Raw genomic sequence first — 18,440 nt, 5'->3', positions numbered from 1 at the left:
TCACTGATTGCAATTTGGCGGACTGCGTGATGCTTTGCCCCCGCTCCAGAGCAAATCCCTCATTGTCCCCTATAAGCTACAATAAAAGTTTCAGGGGGAGGGTCCCTCCCCCGCAAAGCATTTTACAATAACACTACCCTAACAGGCCGTGCTGCGCGCGGCGGCCAGCATTCTTCTGCCCCACACGGCCTGCCCCAGGGACAGGCCGCCGTCTCCGGGCGGCAATTCATGATGGGTGAGCGCTTTCAGCCCCATATGGTTCAGGGCCTGAGGCAGCAGCCGCGCCATAATGGCGTTTTGCATGACGCCGCCGCTGAGGCCCACGGTGGTGACGCCAAGCGATGTGGCGGCCCTGCCCGCCATGACCGCCAGAGCTTCCGCCAGACTGAGATGAAAACGCCCTGCCGCCTCGGCCACGGGCATGCCGCGCGCAAGGCCCTGCGCTACGCTGGCAAAAAGTCCGGCGCTGTCCAGTTCCAGCAGGCCGTCGCGTTCCGTCACGCCCACGGGCCAGATCATGCCCGGAATCTTGCGCATGTCCGCCATGGGCGCGCGACCGGCCAGCACGGCCCCCAGCGGGCCTTGCGCCCTGTTGGCCGCATCCTCCAGTCGTATGGCCGCCTGTCCTTCATAGGTGGTGGTCAGGCACAGGCCGGTCTGCGCCGCCACGGCGTCAAACAGCCGCCCGCAACTGGAAGTGGCGGGGCAATTAATGCCGCGCGCCAGCATTTCCCCCACGGCGCGGGATGCCAAAGCATGCTCCGGCAGCCACGGCGCGCCAGCCAGCGCGCTGGCTGCATCCTGATGACCGTATTCCGCAGCCTGGCCTTTCAGGGTCGGGGTTGCCAGGCTCTGGATTATCAGGCCCTGGGCTATGCGCCACGGTTCGCGCACGGCGGCGTCCCCTCCCGGCAGGGCGAAGGGGGAGAGCCGCCCCAACCGCCGCCATTCCGGCTTGCCAAGATCCATAACAAGCAGTTCGCCGCCCCAGACCGTGCCGTCGTCGCCAAGGCCCGTGCCGTCCAGACACAAAGCCAGAGCAGGACTGAAACAGGCGTTTTCGGCCAGAACAGCGGCGGCGTGGGCCGCGTGATGCTGCAAACGCCACAGGGGCAGACCCTCGCGCGCGGCGCGGGCTTCGGCATAGCGCGTGGAAAGAAAGTCGGGGTGCAGGTCGCAGACAAGGGCCTGGGGGCGAACCTCCAGCAGCTTTTCCAGATGCGTGACCACCTCTTCGTAAAAAGCCATAACCGACGGGTTTTCCAGATCACCCACATGCTGCCCCACAAAGGCTTCCTGCCCGCGCGTGATGCAGACCGTGGCCTTGAGCTCGGCTCCTGTGCCAAGAACGCAGGCAGGGTCTGGGCCGTCAGCCGACGTAGCAGCCGCGTCAACCGCAGCCGCCGCAGCTTCCGTGCCTGCCGTTGCCCGGTTGTCAGCCAGAAACACGGGGCGCGGCACATAGCCCCGCGCGCGGCGGTAAAAAAGCGGTTCGCCCCTGTCCGACCGCGATGCGCCGGGAAGGGCGGCGACCGCTGCCGGATCTGCGTGCGGCTGCAGGGTGATGACGCTGTCGTCAACACGCACCAGAATATCCCGGTCGTGCAGCAGCCAGGCGTCCGCGAGGTGTGGCAAGCGCTCAAGCGCCTCCCTGTTGCCAAGACAGATGGGCTCGCCCCCCGCATTGGCCGAGGTCATGACCAGAACGGGCGGCTGCGGCGCGCGGGCGGCCAGCCAGTCAAAAAGCACGCTGTGCAGGGGGGTGTTGGGCAGCATGAATCCCACCTGCCGCGTATCCGGGGCCACCTGCGGCGGCAGTGAGGGCGCTTCGCCTTGCTGACGGCGCGGACAGAGCACAATGGGCTTTTCCGGGCTCACAAGCAGGGCTTCATGCTCCGGCGTGAGATCACAGAGGGAACGGACGATCGCAAGATCGCCGGCCATGAGCGCCAGCGGCTTGTGCGGACGGGTTTTGCGCTGCCGCAAGAGCGCCACGGCCTGGGCGTTGCGGGCATCACAGGCGAGCTGAAAGCCGCCGAGCCCCTTGATGGCCAGAATGCCGCCGTCAAGCAGCACCTGGCCCGAACGCTCCAGGGCAAGGCGCGCCAAAGTTTCCTTGTCCTGCGCGCAATCCTGCTGCGGGGCAGATCCCGACCCGCCAGCGGAACACGGGCTGACTGACTGCGGGCGCGCCAACTGTGCGCTGGTTGACTGCACGCCGCCCGACTGCGAGAGGGCCGACTGCGGCCCTTCTGGCTGCACGCCGCCCGACTGCACGCTGGCCGACTGCGGCCTGACTGCCTGCAAGCCGCCCGACTGCGCGCTGGCCCATTGCGGACAGGTACGCCCTGCCGCCGCGTCTTCTTTGCTTACAAACCAGAGCGTCGGCCCGCAGACCGGGCAGGCCACAGGCTGGGCATGAAAGCGCCTGTCCGCCGGGTTCGCATACTCCGCCGCGCAGCGCGGGCACAGGGGAAAGCAGCTCATGGACGTGACTGCCCTGTCGTACGGAATGGAACGGGTGATGGTATAGCGCGGGCCGCAGTTGGTGCAGTTGGTGAAAGGATAGTTGTAACGCGGATTTTGCGGATCAGCCATGTCCGCCAGGCAGTCGGCGCACACGCCCACATCCGGGCTGACCAGCACGCTGTGCCCGGCGTGGCCGCTGCTCTGCACAATGGCAAAGGCGTCCTCCTGCCGCACAATTGGCAGATCTTCCTCTTTCAGGCCGGTAAGACGGGCCAGAGGGGGAAGCTCCGCCCGCAGGCGCTGGCCAAAACGGCGCACCTCTTGCTCAAGGCCCTGCACTTCCATGCGCACGCCTTCCGAGGTGTTGCCCACGGTTCCCGTGAGGCCGCCCTCGTGCGCGAGCCTGTAGACAAAGGGGCGAAAGCCAACGCCCTGTACCTGCCCGGAAGCCACAAAAGCCCGCCGTACTGTGCATTTTTCGTTCATGCGGCACAGTATCGCACAAATGCCGCCCTGTCAGCAGGGATGCCCCGGCAGCCGCAGTGATACCAAGGGAAACGCTGATTTATTCCGTTTGGCTGCGTTGCTTCACTTTTTTTGAAACAGCCGAGGACGGAAGAGTCCACTCCTGCTTCAAAAAAAGTTCGCGCCTTGCCAAACGAAATAACTGCGCGTTTCCAGGAGGCTCTTTAATCCGTGCTTCCCAGACTTGCGGGCGAGACAGCTTTTAGCTAGGTTGAGCCCCATATTGACGTTTCAACCACCTCAGAAAAACCCGCCCGGAAAACCAGCGCACCAACGCATCCTGGCCGGGTCACAGTCAGGAGCCCGCCATGCCCTCTACCCGTACCATTGGTTCCCGCATACGGTCATTCCGTGAAGAACGCGAGCTTGACCTTGAAACACTGGCCCGGGATACCGGCCTTGACCAGAACTACCTGCAAAAGCTGGAAAACGATGCCATCTACCCCAGCATCGGCCCCTTGCAAAAGGTGGCCCGCGCCCTTGGCGTGCGCCTGGGAACATTTTTGGACGACCAGTTTACCCGCGACCCCATCATTGCCTGCATCAACAATGACTGTGAAGGCGGAGAAGCCCTGCACACCGGCAGCATCCCCCGCCCGAGCTATACCTATCAGCCCCTGGGCAAGGGCAAGAACGACCGCAACATGGAGCCCTTCCACATCCGCATTTTCCCTGACGCCGGTGAACGCAAAACCAGCTCGCACCAGGGCGAAGAGTTCATATTTGTCCTCAAGGGCACGCTGCTTGTGGTCTACGGACGCGAAAACTACGTGCTGAAACCCGGCGAAACCATCTACTACAATTCCATCGTGCCCCACTTTGTGGGCGCGGCGGGTGACGAGCCGGTGGAAATTCTGGCCGTGACCTACAACTCGTAGGATCAACTGAAATATTTCCGCCCGACCACTTGCCGCACGCGCATCACAGGAGACAGTATGGAAGAAAAAGTTCGCCAGCGTCAGGCCCAGTTCGAATTACGCGAATGGACACTGGGGCAGATTCTTGATCACACCATAAGCCGCTTCCCCGACAATGAGGCGGTTGTGTACGCCGACCGCGACTTTCGTCAGACCTGGCGGGAGTTTGGCGAGATTGTTGACCGCTTTGCCAAGGGACTCATGGCCCTTGGGGTGCAAAAGGGCGAAAAGGTGGCGGTATGGGCCACCAACGTGCCCTACTGGGTCGCCCTGCAGTTTGCCACCGCCAAGATCGGCGCCATACTCATCACGGTAAACACCAACTACCGCGAACACGAACTGCGCTACCTGCTCACCCATTCGGAATGCGAAAATCTCTTTCTTATCGACAGTGTGCGAGACCACGACTATCTGGACACACTGTACCGCATCGCGCCCGAACTGCGCGTGCAGGCGCGCCAGTCGTTCGTGTGCAAAAGCCTGCCCCACCTCAAGCGCGTCTGCTTTCTGGGCATGGAGAAGCACAGGGGCATGTATTCCGTGCCCGAAATCCTTTCCCTGTCCGTCATGGTGGATGATGAGGAATACCAGGCCCGGCAGGATTCGCTGCACCCCTGGGACGTCATCAACATGCAGTACACGTCGGGCACCACGGGTTTTCCGCGCGGGGTCATGCTCACCCATGTGGGCGTGGGCCTCAACGGCTACTGGATAGGCCGCCACCAGAACTTCGGCCCCAATGACCGCGTGTGCCTGCCCGTGCCGCTCTTCCACTGCTTTGGCTGTGTGCTCGGTGTTTCGGCCTGCGTCAATCACGGGGCCACCATGGTCATCCTTGAGTCCTTCAACCCGCTCAAGGTGCTGGCCGCCGTTGACGCCGAGCGCTGCACCGCCCTCTACGGCGTGCCAACCATGTTTCTGGCCGAACTGGAACACAAGCTCTTTCACCGCTTTGACATGTCCAGCCTGCGCACGGGCATCATGGCAGGGTCCATCTGCCCCGAACCCCTCATGCGCCGCGTCATTGACGACATGAACATGAAGGAGATCACCATCTGTTACGGCCTGACCGAAGGCTCGCCGGTCATGACCCAGTCCGACATGCACGACAGCCTTGCGCAGCGCTGCGAAACCGTGGGCTGCGCCATGCCGGGCATCGAGGTGCGCGTGGCGAACCCTGAAACCTGCGAGGAGCTGCCGCGCGGTCAGGTTGGAGAAATCCTTTGCCGGGGCTATAATGTCATGAAGGGCTACTACAATATGCCAGAGGATACGGCCAGAACCGTCAGCCCCGAGGGCTGGCTGCACTCCGGCGACCTGGGCGTGATGGACGATGAAGGCTATCTGCGCATCACAGGGCGCATCAAGGACATGATCATCCGCGGCGGCGAAAACGTGTATCCCCGCGAAGTGGAAGAATACCTTCTGTCCATGCCCGGCGTTCTGGACGTGCAGGTGGTCGCCGTGCCCAGCTTCAAGTATGGCGAAGAAGTGGCGGCCTTCATCATTCCCCGTCCGGGCGTCGAGATACAGCCGGAAGACGTGCGCGCGTTCTGCCGGGGCAAGATAGCCTGGTTCAAAATTCCAAAGTATGTTGCCATGATTTCTGGCTTTCCCCTTACGGCCAGCGGCAAAATACAAAAATACAAACTGCGTGAGCAGGCGGCCGAGCTGTGGCCCGAACCCATGCAGCCCAAATTGTAGGCGCTGTGCGCCCGCAACTGCACCTGGGGCACTGGCCCCTCCGCAAAGGATTACAACGTGAGTGATAAAGAATTTTCCTATGACGAGCCCCTGTCCATGATTGGGACTCCAAGCCCTTCCACCAACGGTGGCAACGACGACAACGGCGGTAATGACCGCAGTGGCCGCAATGGCGCTGCGCAGGACGCCGGGCAGCCCATGCAACAAGCTGCCCAGCAGTCCGGCCAGCAGTTCACGCAGGCGGGTTGCGCCACCGCCTGCCCCCTGGCCCAGATCCCGGCGGAAGTATGGAAGACCCTGCTGCGCCGCCCCTTCCGCAAACGGCGCCCCATAGTGTTCTGGGGCGGCATCCTGCTGGTCCTTGCCCTGATCGGCGGCCTTATGGTCAAGGCAAGCGATGATGGAACTTCCTTCACGGGCGGCGGCCGCATCGCCCTTGTTTCGGTGAACGGCCCCATACTCTCCGCTGAACCCACCCTGGAATGGCTGCGCAAGGTGGCGCAGAATCCTTCCGTCAAGGGCATCCTTGTGCGTGTGGATTCCCCCGGCGGCGGCGCGGCGGCCTCGCAGGAAATCTATGACGCCCTGAAAGCGGTGGCGCAAAAAATGCCCGTGGCCGTCAGCATGGGCTCCATGGCGGCGTCCGGCGGGCTCATGGTCAGCATGGCCGGGCAGCGCGTTTTCGCCAACCCCTCCACGGTGACGGGTTCCATTGGCGTGCGCATGGACGTGCCCCAGCTTCAGGGCCTTATGGACAAGGTGGGCGTGGGGCAGGAAACCCTTGTGGTTGGCGCGTACAAGGACGCCGCCTCCTACATGCGGCCCATGACGCCCGAACAGCGCACCTATTTTCAGGGCGTGCTCAACGACATGTACACCCAGTTTGTGGACATTGTGGCCCAGGGCCGCAACATGCCGCGCGATCAGGTCGTCAAGCTGGCCAACGGCAAGGTCTATACCGGGCAGGAAGCGCTCAGGCTCGGCCTTGTGGACGAAATGGGCGGCCGCGAGCAGGCCCAGCGCTGGCTGGCGCAGAAGACGGGCGTGCCCGTTGACCGCAAACTGCTGACCCGACCCAAGGAAGGCAACTGGCTGGGACGTGGCCTCACGGCCATGCTTGGCGTGGATGTGGACGCCATCGGCGGGCTGGCGGCCCTTGTGGGCCTTCACGGCAACGGCGGCCAGACCGACCTGCGTACTCCGGCCTTTTTATACCAGTTTTAGGGAAACGCTGATTTATTCCGTTTGGCGGCGTTGCTTCACTTTTTTTGAAACAGTCGAGGACAGAAGAGTCCACTCCTGCTTCAAAAAAAGATCGCGCCTTGCCAAACGAAACAACTGCGCGTTTCCAAGAGGCTCTTTAGGGCAGATTAACGTTGAGCATGTGCATTCTCAACGTTTGAGGCACGCTCACTTCGGCGTTTAACCGCGAGATAAACTGCGCTTACGCCTCCGTAGCGAACGTCTGCTCACGCTGCCGCCAGAACAATTTAAAAATTGAATTGCTCTGATCAGCGTTTCCTTACCTGCACGTTTATCAAGGCGGCGCAACAGGCCCATGGCGGACACAAATCCGCCATGGGCCGTGCCCGCCCGTTCCTACCCGGAGAACATAGTATGCCGCACCAGCGTTTCCTGACCTTTTTGCTGCTGGCCCTGAGTCTGGCCTTTGTCGCGGCCCCAGCCCATGCCAAGCCCTATGACCTGGCCTTTGTGACCGCTGACATTCCTGACTCCTGCAACTTTATGACGCGGGACGGCGCGCTCTTTGTGCTTGACGATGAAGACCATTTTTTCACCATTAACGTAACCGACCGCGCCAAGGATGTTACGCTGCAGCAACACGCCGAGAACCTGTCCCGCAGTCTCAAGGGCGGGCCTGTCAGCAAAGTGGGAGAAGACGGCTATGGCTTTACGGTAAAAATCGCCATGGTGCCCTTTGATGTGCTTGTCATGGCTGATGCAGCGCACGTGGTGGAGCTGTTCACCGACCTGAACAAGGCACAATGGCCCGAGGACCTCAGCAGCGCCTACGCCTCGGTGAAGGGCAAGACGCCCGAACTGACCCCCCTGCTGCACAAAATCCTTACGGCAAGATAGCGCATAACTCACCATATTTACTAAATTTTCACAGCCATATTTTTTAATGGACAAATACCGGACAGCGTGACAAAGCTTGCCCAGCAATGCCCGTTTTTCAGGAGGACAAAATGCTGAAAAAGTTTCTCATGTTCCCCGTTTACTGTCTGGTTCTTTTGGCCCTGGCCCTGCCCGCGCAGGCCAAGGAAGTGAAGTTCGCCCATTTCAGCATAGATGTGCCCGCCGGCTGCACCACTCAGGAAAAAGACGGCGTCGTGACCGTAACGGCCTCGAAAGAAGCCTTCTTTTCCATTGCCCTGTACACCAAGGGCGAGGCTGGCAACCTTTCCGACAAGGATTTTGCAGCCAAGCTTTCGCGGCAGATGAAGGGCGGCACGCCCGAACCTTCCGAGGACGGCGGCTGGACCTTCACCGCCACCAGCAACGGCATGCTCATGAACGTGGATGTGGTGGCCGACCATGACTACCTCATCATGTTCATGAGCGACGCCAGCGACAAGGAATGGCCCGCCTCGCTGCAAACCGCGTATGACTCCATCACCGGTAATGACGACAAGATCGACACGTTTCTGAAAAGAATCCTGTTCCCCGAATAGGGCGGTTTACCAAGGTATACGAAAACCGCCCGGCTTCAGACAAGCCGGGCGGTTTTTATATAGGGAATATACCGCTGTTCAGAATGACCGCCATGCTGCCGCATGCGCGCCCCTCATGCCATGTCACCACTCAAGTCCGGCACAGACACGGTTACGGCCAGCCTGCTTTGCCGCGTACAGCGCCTTGTCCGCCTCGTGCAGGGTTTGCAGGCCGTCGCCATGGCCGCTGTGCTCGCTACAGCCCAGGCTCACGCTCACGGGCTTGCCGTCCGGCCTGAACACATTTGCTGCCACAGCGTTGCGTATTTTTTCCGCCGTGGGCACGGCATTTTTGAGGCCGCGGTTGGGCAGCAGAATCACAAATTCGTCCCCGCCATAACGACAGATTATGTCATCGCGGTGCGCACACTGGCGGATGGCCGCCCCCACCTCCCTGAGCACGCTGTCGCCAGCCAGATGCCCGAAGGTATCGTTGATGTCCTTGAACCTGTCCACGTCCAGCATGACACAGCAGAATGGCCGCTTTTCCACCTTGGCGTACCTGTCCAGCACAAGGTCGAGATATTTTCTGGTCCGCAACTGGGTGAGCGAATCTTTCAGACTTCTCTCGTCCGCCAGCCTGACCCTGTTGAGCATCGAGTTCAGCTGGCTGCGCAGCGTGCCGATGGTGCGGCTCTGCTCCGTGATGTCCACAATCACCCCGAGGAAACCGCGCACGTTGTTTGCGCCCGTAAAGCCGCCACTCCAGTGCAGGCAGGTGTGCATCTTGCCGTCGGCGAACCTGTAACTGGAAATATAGTGCTTGAACACCTGGGTCTCGAGGGTGGCCAGGTCATCGGCCTGATACATCTTGCGTTCTTCTTCCGGCAAATAGGCCACTTCCAGCACGGACTTTCCCAAAACGTCCTCTCGCTGCGCGCCGAACATTTTTTCATAGGCCGTGTTCACAAAAACAAAGCGCAGATTCTCGTCTTTGATAAATATGGCGTTGGGTAGCAGATCCAGCACCATACTCATGTCGAACACTGTAACATTATCCATAACGTTTCATCCAGGCTGCGGGCTTTTGTGTCACGACTTTTTGTACGAGGAAATTCATGTGGCAATTGCGTTACAATGCCATATGCGATGCGTTCAGGCGCAGCGCCAAACGGCCGCCGTCCGCCGCTGGTGTTCCGATAATCCGATGATGCAAAAAGGGCGCTCCCACTGGAAGCGCCCTTGATGCTTGCTCTCAAACGGACTAGCCGTTCTCGCTCTCTTCGAACTTCTGCTTGAGCAGGTCGCCCAGGCTCTGTCCGGATTCCTGCGGCCCGGAATGGAATTCCTTGGGCTTGCGGCGTTCTTCCACTTCCTGAATCTGCTTGATGGACAAGCCAAGGCGGCGCTCTTCAGCGCTGACGTGGATGACCTTGGCCTGGATTTCCTGGCCTTCCTTGTAGATTTCAGCCGGGGTCTTGACCTTCTTGCTGGACAGCTCGGAAACATGCACCAGGCCTTCAATGCCTTCTTCCACTTCAACAAAGAGGCCGAAGTCGGTGATGTTGGTCACGGTTCCCTTGATGGTGCAGCCCACGGGGTAGGTGGTGGGCACGTGGCCCCAGGGATCGTCCACCAGCTGCTTGACGCCCAGGGTGAACTTTTCGCTTTCCTGGTCAACGGTCAGCACCTTGGCCTGCACGGTGTCGCCGACCTTGTATATTTCGTTGGGATGGCGAACCTTCTTGGTCCAGGAAATGTCGGACACGTGGATGAGGCCGTCGATGCCGTCTTCAATGCCGATGAACATGCCGAATTCGGTGATGTTCTTGATGACGCCCTCAAGGATGGTGCCTTCGGGATAGCGTTCGGCCACCAGTTCCCAGGGGTTGGGACGAACCTGCTTCATGCCGAGGCTGATGCGCTTTTTGTCGCCGTCAACGCCCAGGATGACCACTTCGACTTCGTCGCCGGTGTGAACCATCTGGGAAGGATGACGCAGTTTGCGGGTCCAGGACATTTCAGAAATGTGCACAAGACCTTCAACGCCGGCTTCCAGTTCAACAAACGCGCCGTAGTCAACGAGGTTGGTGACCTTACCGGTGCACTTGGCGCCTTCGGGGAAGCGGGCGGAAATATCCTGCCACGGATCGGGCACAAGCTGCTTGAGGCCCAGGGAAACCTTGTTGTTTTCGCGGTCAAAGGAAAGCACCTTCAGGGTCAGTTCCTGACCGATGGTGATCATTTCCTTGGGATGGCGAATGCGCTTCCAGCTCATATCGGTGATGTGCAGCAGGCCGTCGAGGCCGCCCAGGTCAACGAACACGCCGTATTCGGTGATGTTCTTGGCCTTGCCCTGCACAGTCTGATTTTCTTCGAGGGTGCGCAGCAGATCCTGGCGCTTGGAATCGCGTTCTTCTTCAAGCAGCACGCGGCGCGAAACAATGACATTGCTGCGGCGGCGGTTGATCTTGAGCACGCGGAATTCGAACTCCTGGTTGACCAGGGCGTCCATGTCCGGCACGGGACGCAGATCCACATGAGAACCGGGCAAAAATGCCTCGACTCCGCCGATGTCCACGGTGTACCCGCCCTTGATGCGGCGTACGATGTGGCCCGTGATGACCCTGTTGTTTTCCTGCACGTCTTCGAGCTGGTCGAAAACCTGCATGCGTTTGGCCTTTTCAAAAGAAAGGGTAATGGTGCCGTCGTTTTCGTTCTTGCGAACAACGTACACGTCCACCTTGTCGCCCACGGCAACGACCATGTTGCCGGCAGCATCGCGAAATTCAGCCGCGGGAATCTGCCCCTCGGACTTGAAGTTCACGTCCACCAGCACATTGTCTTCGTCCACGCGAACGATTTCGCCCTTGGTGATAGAGCCTTCTTCAAGGTCGCCAAAATCGGAAGTGAGGTAGTTTTCGAGAGCACTCTCGAAATTCATTTCGGTTTCGTGCCCGGTTTCCAAGCCTGCCATATGTCCAGCCTCCAAACATGATTTCCCTTTTTCAAAGGGAGGTCGCATATGTAGCAGAAATTTGCCGGAAGAACAAGGAAAAATACGGCCTGAACGGCCAAGAAGGCCGCGCTGCTGCCCCTGTGCAGGACCTCATGTGGCGGCTGGCGCAACCTCCCGCCCTCCTTGACATTTGACGCGCCCTGTTGTCCTGTATCCCTTTGGCGGGGAATTTCGTGCAAGTCGAAAACAGTCGCGCTGCGGTAAGAGGGGACAAGGTTTCTTTTCGCCTGCTCAGGATGGGCGGCGTTTGACAGCCAATCGCGCAAGCGGTGAAGGCGAAACCAAGGCGCTGGCCCTGCGGCCACACAGCCCTCAAGTCCGAACACCCGCCGGGGCCACAGCCCTTTTGCGAACCTTTCAACGCGATATTGAGGAGGTTGCCATGCCGCGCATCCTGTCACACGTCGGGCTTCGCCCGCTGCTTTTCGTCCTGCTGCTGCTGGCGGCGCTTGCCGTGCACGGCACAAGCTACGCCACAGATGCCGCTGCCCCCAAGGAAGGCATTTTGCTGGTGGCCTTCGGCACCAGCGTTCCCGAAGCCCAGCCCGCCTTCAAGGCTGTGGACGCGGAATTTAAAAAAGCCTTTCCCGGCGCGCCTGTGGTCTGGGCCTACACATCACAGATCATTCGTAAAAAACTGGCCGCACAGGGACATCCTGTGGGCAGCATCAGCGACGGCATGGCCCAACTGGCCAAGGACGGCGTAAAGGTTGTGCGCGTGCAGTCCCTGCATGTTCTGGCCGGTGAAGAATTTACCGAGCTTGAGCGGGCCGTGCTGCTTGACGTGAGCAAGAACCCCGGCCGCTTTGAGGCTGTTTTTATGGGCCGCCCCATGCTTGAGTCCAAGCCTGACGCCCAGGAACTTCTGGCCGCCATTCTGGCCGACACCAAAAGCCAGCGCGGCAAAAACACCGCCCTTGTGCTCATGGGCCACGGCCAGAGCCATGGCCGCGCAGACCTGGCCTTTGAAGGCGTGCGCGCTGTTTTCACGGCCACGGACAAAAACATCCATATGGCCACGGTGGAAGGCGCGCGCAGCATTGAAGACCTGCTCAAGGAACTCAAGGCCGCCAAGGTCAAGCACGTCGTCATCGCCCCCCTCATGCTGGTGGCTGGCGACCATGCCCGCAACGACCTTGCAGGCGACGAGGACGACTCCTGGGCTTCCCAGCTTAAAAAGGCCGGCATCAAGGTTGACACCCACATCAAAGGCCTTGGCGAAACCCCCGGCGCTGCCGCCATTCTTGTGCGCCACGCCAAGGACAGCACCGACGACCTGACCAAGGAACCCAAAAAGCCGTAAAGCCCCGCAAAAGCACTTTTTCCGCATGCACGATGGGGCCGCACAGCCGCATCACACAGGAACGGTACCTTTACGCCTTTGAGCCACCCGCGTGCGGGTGGCTTTTGTTTTATCCGCCCCCACGCCATGGCCTTCCGGCGCAGTCCCCACGTTTTTCCAGAGCCTTGGGTCAGCCCGCCCCGGAATCTCCCGATACGGCGTTTTACGCCGCGTATCACCGGTTTTTATCGTTTTTTTGCGGAGTCTGGGGGTACACAATAGTGTTTTTTTCATGTAGCCTACATAAAATTCTATAGCAAAGCACCGCTGTCGGACATGATGAGCAGCTGTGACCCACGGGAGGCCCACATGCCCAAGCAAAGTCGCAAGATATCTCCACCGCGGCCCGCTGCCGCCCCCCGCCGTACCACCAGAAGCGCCCGCATCTATTCACAGGATGTGGAAAAAACCCATTGCCGCATGGCGGAAACCCAGGCCATCTTTGCCAACGCCAAACGCATGGCCGGTATGGTGGCCCGAACGCTGGGGCCTTTTTGCGAAGTGGCGGTACACGACTTCAGCGACCTTGAGCACTCCATCATCCACATCGAAGGTTCCCTTACCGGGCGCAATGTGGGCGCTCCGGCCACCAATATGGTCACCAAGGCGTGGCGTCAGGGCGGCGACAATGTGCAGGACATCATAGCCTATGCCGCCACAACGCCTTCAGGGCAGACGCTCAAGTCATCCATCAGTTTTTTGCGCACCAGTGAGGGCGAGGTCATCGGGGCTGTGTGCATACACTTTGACCTGACGGATCTGGAGCGCTTTCAGGGTGTGCTGCATGCCCTGCTGCGCTTTGAAAACGCCCCCGGCAAGGAGATGAGCGAGGCCTTCCCCTCCTGCCTTGGCGAAACCAGCGACGCCATCATCGAGACGGCCATACGGCGGGCGGGCAAGCATCCCGCCACCATGACGCGGGAAGAAAAACTCAACTTTGTGCGCATCATGGATGAAGAAGGGGCTTTTCTCATCAAGGGAATGGTGCAGTATCTGGCCAAGGCCATGCGCGTGTCCATTTACACCGTGTACAACTACATGCGGCAGGTCAAGGACGACGCCCACCGCGAAACCTCGTCAAACTGAAACAGTGTGGCGCCGCAACGACAGAGCGCCAATGGATGCAAAAGCCCGCGCCGCATGACGAGCGGGCTTCCGGCCTAGAGCATTTTACCTTTGAGAAAGTATAAATGCTCTAACGCTGCACTTTCGTGCAGCGCGCCACAACGTGGCGTGGATTCAGCCGCGAATCGCATTTTTCGGCTGAATGAAAATTTGAAATGCTTCTCATTTCAAAGTTGATCTGCTCTAGGTGCCCAGTATAAAGGCCAGTATGCCCCCCTGCACGGCAAAGGCCACAACAAGGGCAAGACATTTTACGCCACGCCCGGGCCCTGTGGGGACGCATCCCGCAAACAGCGCCCATATGCCCTGGAGAATGCGCTTGAGAGGCCACACCTGCGCCAGAACCAGCCAAAGCAGGCCCGCCCAGGTAAAATAGCGGATTTCGCCAATGGCCCAGAACCGTTCCAGCACCACGCCCATGTCTATCTGGTTGGCGCTGTAGGCGTCGCCTATGCCCTCCACGAGGTCCAGAACCGCAGCCTCGCTGAAAACAATGCCCACGGCCGCAAACAGTCCCATCAAGGTCACCAGCAGTAAAAAAAGCAGCCAGAACGTACGCAGCTGCCAGCGTGCGTGCTCTGCGGCCACAATGTCCTGACGCGCCATGGCTATACGCCGCGCCACAAAGGCGCAGGGAAGCACAGGCAGAGGCAGCAGGCCGAGTATGGGTACCCACAGGGCAAACGCGCCGCCAGACAGACAGATATATCCGGCCAGAAGCGGCCAGGGCTTCAGCATGTTGCCTGTGGGCATGGCGTCTCCGAAAAAAGGGTGTTGGCGCAAAAAGGGTGTCGGCGCAACGAGGCGCGCTGTCACATAATTGCATGACGCAACTTCGCGGGCAAGCGCCCAGCGGGGAGAGGCGTGATATTCACGCAGAGCGATCGCGTTTTGCAGGGGATCTGGCGGCTACGGGGGCAGATGCCCGCCGTGGCCGCATAACCGCTGTTTACCTGCGCCCTTGCATTTTTTTCAAAGGTAAGATGTTCCAGCACGCAAAAACCGCCGCCCCGGATATACCAGAGCGGCGGTCCCCATTATGCCAAGGCGGCAGTTGCTGCCCAGAGCAGGTGCACCTTGAAACGGTGTGATGTCTGGAAGACTCTGCCGCTGGCCCCCCGCTTCCAACCAGGAAGCACCTTGTACGACAAGAGTTTTAGGGGGTGGGGGCGTGGGGGAGGAGACCCTTTTGCAAAAGGGTCCCTCCCCCACAAAGCGCTCCAGCCCCACCCACAAAAAACTTCAATCCTAGAGCATTTAACTCATTTCATTCGTAAACTGCTCTAACCGCCGAACTCGGAGTGTATCTGGTGCTGCGCCGCCAGTACGGTCATATCGTCGCCGGTGTTGTCCGAGTGCGCGTCCTGGCTGACGGAAGAAGCGTCGCCGCCAGAATGCCCGGAACCGCCGTCGTGATCGCCGTGGTGTGAAAGCCCCGCCTCGCGGTAGCCGTCGGGCAAATCGTCAGCCATGGCAGCCGAGAAGGGCACGGTGCTGTCAGAATACGTGACGTCATAGCCGTTGAAATGGCCGCTGTTCAGGTAAGCGTGCAGATCTGCCTGGTCAGCGGCGCTCAGGCCGTTGACGCTCACGTGAATTCCTTCAACGTCAATGGAGCTCAGGTTGTTTTGCAGCCAGGTGTCGTACTTGGCGATAAAGTCGGCGTAGGAGTCGGCCTTGAGCACCAGCAGATCATAGCCGTCGCCGCCGGTGATGCTGAGCTTGCCCTGCACATGGCCGTCAATGGTCACGACGTCGTCGCCAGCGCCAAGGCTGATGCTGGTGGTGCCGCCGGTAACATCTCCGTGGATATTTACGTGGCTATCACCAGTGCCCATCACAATCTTGTTTGTGCCGCCCGCGATATTGCCGTTCAACGTGAAGAGGTCGTTGCCGTCGCCCATGTTGAAGGTGTTTGTTCCGCTGCGCAGGTTGCCGTTGATTTCGATGTGGTCATCGCCGCTGCCAGTATTAACGGTATTGATATAGCCGCCAATATCTCCATTGAGGGTGACACTGTCGCCGTGTGTATCCCCTGCACGGCTGCCGCCCTGGATAAGATTGATGCCGCCCGCATTGCCATACATGGCATAGGCCTGCCCGGCGGTTCCGGCCTTGGCCGTGATGACCACCGTGATGGCGCTGTCTGTATTTTCAATGATGTTTTGGGTAGAAGCCCCCCAACCATCACGTGTATACATGCCGTAAGCCCAGCCATCATCACTGCCGCTGGCATCGGCGGTAATATTCACGTTATTGACATTGGTAATCTTGTTGACTGCCCCGCCCCAGGCCGCATTCATGCCAAAGGCTCCTGCCTTGGTATCCATGTAGTCGGTGGAAAGCGTATGGGTGCCTGTGAAGGTGGCGTTAATGTTCAGCGTGTCATTGCCGTTGCCGCCGTTGATGATCGTCTGGCCGCTTGCCTGCGTGGCAAGACCGATGGCCGCAGCGCCGTTGTGGGCAGAGGCGTTGAGGTTGATGACATCATCCCCGTCTCCGGTATTGATGGTAGTCGTACCGTAGTTGGTGGAGAAAATGCTGACGCCCCAACTGGGCGCATCGGCCGTGATGTTCAGCTCATTGTCACTGCCCGATGTATTGATTTTGACGTCGCCGCCATAGCCCGCATAGATGGCAGCGGCCGTGCCCTTGGGGGATGCGGCGTCCACCGTGGCGGAGATGTCCACATCGCCCGCGTTGATATTGATGGCCGACTTGCCGCCCTGACCGGCCTGATTCAGGTTGCCGGAGGCCGCAAGCCCCAGGGAGGTAAAGCCCGCCGCCCGGCCGCCTGTCCAGGAAACGCCGGTGTAGGGACTGTCGTAAGGCGATGTTTCCTGATAGGCCGTGGCGCTGAACTTGCCGTCGCTGGCGGTGTCGATATTGATGGCCGTACCCGCCGTGGTGCGGAACACGCTGCTCATTACCGTGCCATCCGCTCCGCTGCCCGCATAGGCATTGGTTTCACCGCTGACGTTCTGCCCGCTGATATTCACGGTGGCCTGTTCCTTGGTATACACAGCAGTCGCCATATAATTGACAGTGCCGCCCGTGACGGAACTGGAGAAGTTCACGTCGCCCTCGGCCTGCACGTTCACGGTGGACTTGCCGGCCCCCCATATGCCTGCGGCGGTCTTTTCATTGGCTCCAGCCGTGAAGGTTATGTCCTTGCCGTGCACATTGGCTGTCGCCTGGTAAAAATTGCCGCTGCCGTCCTTGTCGCCTCCGGTGATCAGGGCCATGCTCGATCCACCGTCCGCTGTCGCGCCCATGTTCACATCGCCCTTTGTTCCGGCGTCAATGGTGATGGTCCCACCGCCAACTCTGCCATATGCGGAGGTACCGTAGGCATTGCCGTTTTCGGCCCTGGCGGAAACGTCTATCTTGCCCGCGGCGTCATGCGCAAAGGTGATGTCCGTATTGAGTGCGCCATAGGCATTGCCGGAAGCCGTGGTGTTTTCCACAACAACGCTGTTGTAGCCCTCGCCGCCCATCGTGATTTTTTCTCCATTAACATTCTTGCCGTGCGAGTCGTACCATTCGCCCTTGAGGGGGCCGCCAAGGTCTGTTTCAGCTTCGCGCTGCGCAGAGTCGTAGGAGGAACTGTCATTGCCCAGCAGTTCCATATTGTAGGTCTTTCCACCCACGGTCACTTCAAGCACGGAGTCAAACTTTTCGCCAGCGGCCAGAGCGGCCTGCCCCGCCGCCGTAAGCGTAATGGTGACAAGGCCGGTGACGGGGTCGATGACCGGGGCGTTGAAATAGGCCGAAGAGCCGCCCGCAAAGGCCAGACTCACCTGGCTGGCGTCCGTGACAAGGTTGCCGTTTTCGTCAATGGCCTGAAACACCATGGACTGACTGGCATCACTACCCACCACAAGGCGCGCATGGTAGGCGGGGGAGGTGCCGCCACCGCCGCCACCGGTTCCGGGCACGTCCGGCCCCTGGCCGCCGTCATCGCGGCCAAGCTGGCTGTCCGTGGCCAGCGTGTCCTGAGCGACGCTGGCTGTCTGCATGCTCCAGTCCAGACCGCCAAGATGGTCAATACCCGAATCAAGGCTGGAATCGGCATGTTCCGTATAATGTGCATTGCGCGTGGCGGCCGTTGGCCCGGCTGCGGGCATGAGATCGTCCTGCCCCAGGGCGCTGAAAAAATCCTTGCCGGAAACCATTTGCCCATCCACGATAAAATCGGGCGTATTTTCACTGGTATAGTCGGTATAAAAACCGTCAAGACGAATTTTTGCGCCGTCCTCAAACGTAAAGGTCAGGGCGTCGCCTTCGCGGCCCAGCGTGGCGTCAGTGGTGGGGAAATCCAGAACAATGCTGTCTTCCGCAGCATTGGTGATCGCGGTCTGCTGTCCGAACTGCGGACGGGTAAGATGAATATTCGCCATAACAAACTCCTGAAATGTATCCGGGCAGGGCCTGACAGAGTACAGGCTGGCGCAAAGGCCAAATCTGCCCCGGAGCCCGGCAGGCCGTTGCGTGCGCACTTCGCCAAAGCGAAAGCCGCCGCAAGGTGCCGCAGGGCAACCACGTGTATTTTAAAGATATTTATTGGGAAAATAGAACAGACAAAAGCTTGAAAGCCATTTGCCGGGCTTATAAAAGCCAAATAAGGCAGGGGGAGCGACCTCAAGGGCAGGCCGCGTGACTTA

Annotated in this window: 12 protein-coding genes and 1 riboswitch; of the genes, 7 read left to right on the top strand and 5 right to left on the bottom strand. The window is 59.9% G+C overall.

What is annotated here, in order from left to right; all coding sequences use genetic code 11:
- Positions 1-138 precede the first annotated feature (138 nt).
- Positions 139-2,955 carry a carbamoyltransferase HypF gene (locus DESU86_RS07120; RefSeq protein WP_179980421.1) on the bottom strand — a complete coding sequence of 939 codons (2,817 nt, stop codon included), beginning with the start codon at positions 2,953-2,955 and terminating at the stop codon, positions 139-141.
- A gap of 347 nt (positions 2,956-3,302) precedes the next feature.
- Here DESU86_RS07120 and DESU86_RS07115 point away from each other — a divergent pair, with 347 nt between their 5' ends.
- The 5 genes from DESU86_RS07115 to DESU86_RS07095 all read left to right on the top strand — a co-directional run bounded on the left by DESU86_RS07115 (position 3,303) and on the right by DESU86_RS07095 (position 8,311).
- Positions 3,303-3,872: a helix-turn-helix domain-containing protein gene (locus DESU86_RS07115; protein ID WP_179980420.1), complete on the top strand. Its 570-nt coding sequence runs from the start codon at positions 3,303-3,305 to the stop codon at positions 3,870-3,872.
- A 57-nt stretch (positions 3,873-3,929) separates the two neighbouring features.
- Entirely contained in the window at positions 3,930-5,615 is a 1,686-nt protein-coding gene (locus DESU86_RS07110; protein ID WP_179980419.1) for an AMP-binding protein, read from the top strand.
- 57 nt (positions 5,616-5,672) lie between these two features.
- A complete protein-coding gene (gene sppA / locus DESU86_RS07105) occupies positions 5,673-6,839 on the top strand; it encodes a signal peptide peptidase SppA (RefSeq protein WP_232088290.1) in 1,167 nt (388 codons plus the stop codon).
- 393 nt (positions 6,840-7,232) lie between these two features.
- Positions 7,233-7,715 carry a hypothetical protein gene (locus DESU86_RS07100; protein ID WP_179980418.1) on the top strand — a complete coding sequence of 161 codons (483 nt, stop codon included), beginning with the start codon at positions 7,233-7,235 and terminating at the stop codon, positions 7,713-7,715.
- Between the two features lie 110 nt (positions 7,716-7,825).
- Complete coding sequence (locus tag DESU86_RS07095; protein WP_179980417.1) at positions 7,826-8,311, top strand: hypothetical protein; 486 nt, start codon at positions 7,826-7,828, stop codon at positions 8,309-8,311.
- A 123-nt stretch (positions 8,312-8,434) separates the two neighbouring features.
- Here the strand turns inward: DESU86_RS07095 and DESU86_RS07090 are convergent, their stop codons facing one another.
- Together DESU86_RS07090 and DESU86_RS07085 are read right to left on the bottom strand one after the other, a co-directional pair.
- The gene (locus DESU86_RS07090) at positions 8,435-9,352 is read right to left on the bottom strand and encodes a sensor domain-containing diguanylate cyclase (RefSeq protein WP_179980416.1); all 918 of its coding nucleotides are present in this window, start codon (positions 9,350-9,352) and stop codon (positions 8,435-8,437) included.
- Positions 9,353-9,554: 202 nt separating this feature from the next.
- Entirely contained in the window at positions 9,555-11,267 is a 1,713-nt protein-coding gene (locus DESU86_RS07085) for a 30S ribosomal protein S1 (RefSeq protein WP_179980415.1), read from the bottom strand.
- 166 nt (positions 11,268-11,433) lie between these two features.
- Positions 11,434-11,657, top strand: a riboswitch (cobalamin riboswitch).
- Positions 11,658-11,691: 34 nt separating this feature from the next.
- On the opposite strand from DESU86_RS07085, the gene DESU86_RS07080 reads away from it, so the two are divergent.
- Together DESU86_RS07080 and DESU86_RS07075 are read left to right on the top strand one after the other, a co-directional pair.
- Positions 11,692-12,612: a sirohydrochlorin cobaltochelatase gene (locus DESU86_RS07080; protein WP_179980414.1), complete on the top strand. Its 921-nt coding sequence runs from the start codon at positions 11,692-11,694 to the stop codon at positions 12,610-12,612.
- Positions 12,613-12,960: 348 nt separating this feature from the next.
- The gene (locus tag DESU86_RS07075) at positions 12,961-13,737 is read left to right on the top strand and encodes a helix-turn-helix transcriptional regulator (protein ID WP_179980413.1); all 777 of its coding nucleotides are present in this window, start codon (positions 12,961-12,963) and stop codon (positions 13,735-13,737) included.
- 222 nt (positions 13,738-13,959) lie between these two features.
- On the opposite strand, the gene DESU86_RS07070 is transcribed toward DESU86_RS07075, so the two are convergent.
- Both DESU86_RS07070 and DESU86_RS07065 read right to left on the bottom strand, forming a co-directional pair.
- Positions 13,960-14,529 (bottom strand): hypothetical protein, encoded by a 570-nt coding sequence (locus DESU86_RS07070; RefSeq protein WP_179980412.1) that lies wholly within the window; start codon positions 14,527-14,529, stop codon positions 13,960-13,962.
- Between the two features lie 530 nt (positions 14,530-15,059).
- Positions 15,060-18,176, bottom strand: a complete 3,117-nt coding sequence (locus DESU86_RS07065; RefSeq protein WP_179980411.1) for a beta strand repeat-containing protein — start codon at positions 18,174-18,176, stop codon at positions 15,060-15,062.
- Positions 18,177-18,440: the final 264 nt, after the last annotated feature.

The sequence above is a fragment of the Desulfovibrio sp. 86 genome (assembly GCF_902702915.1).
Taxonomy (GTDB): Bacteria; Desulfobacterota; Desulfovibrionia; order Desulfovibrionales; family Desulfovibrionaceae; genus Desulfovibrio.
The sequence above is the reverse complement of the archived record's forward strand: the minus strand, read 5'-3'. Positions and strand labels throughout refer to the sequence as shown.

Excerpts from the sequence above, each read along its gene's own strand:
- DESU86_RS07095 (WP_179980417.1), top strand. The coding sequence starts at position 7,826 with ATGCTGAAAAAGTTTCTCATGTTCCCCGTTTACTGTCTGGTTCTTTTG.
- DESU86_RS07070 (WP_179980412.1), bottom strand. The coding sequence starts at position 14,529 with ATGCCCACAGGCAACATGCTGAAGCCCTGGCCGCTTCTGGCCGGATAT.
- DESU86_RS07080 (WP_179980414.1), top strand. The coding sequence starts at position 11,692 with ATGCCGCGCATCCTGTCACACGTCGGGCTTCGCCCGCTGCTTTTCGTC.
- DESU86_RS07075 (WP_179980413.1), top strand. The coding sequence starts at position 12,961 with ATGCCCAAGCAAAGTCGCAAGATATCTCCACCGCGGCCCGCTGCCGCC.
- DESU86_RS07110 (WP_179980419.1), top strand. The coding sequence starts at position 3,930 with ATGGAAGAAAAAGTTCGCCAGCGTCAGGCCCAGTTCGAATTACGCGAA.
- DESU86_RS07090 (WP_179980416.1), bottom strand. The coding sequence starts at position 9,352 with ATGGATAATGTTACAGTGTTCGACATGAGTATGGTGCTGGATCTGCTA.
- DESU86_RS07065 (WP_179980411.1), bottom strand. The coding sequence starts at position 18,176 with ATGGCGAATATTCATCTTACCCGTCCGCAGTTCGGACAGCAGACCGCG.
- DESU86_RS07085 (WP_179980415.1), bottom strand. The coding sequence starts at position 11,267 with ATGGCAGGCTTGGAAACCGGGCACGAAACCGAAATGAATTTCGAGAGT.
- DESU86_RS07115 (WP_179980420.1), top strand. The coding sequence starts at position 3,303 with ATGCCCTCTACCCGTACCATTGGTTCCCGCATACGGTCATTCCGTGAA.
- DESU86_RS07100 (WP_179980418.1), top strand. The coding sequence starts at position 7,233 with ATGCCGCACCAGCGTTTCCTGACCTTTTTGCTGCTGGCCCTGAGTCTG.
- DESU86_RS07120 (WP_179980421.1), bottom strand. The coding sequence starts at position 2,955 with ATGAACGAAAAATGCACAGTACGGCGGGCTTTTGTGGCTTCCGGGCAG.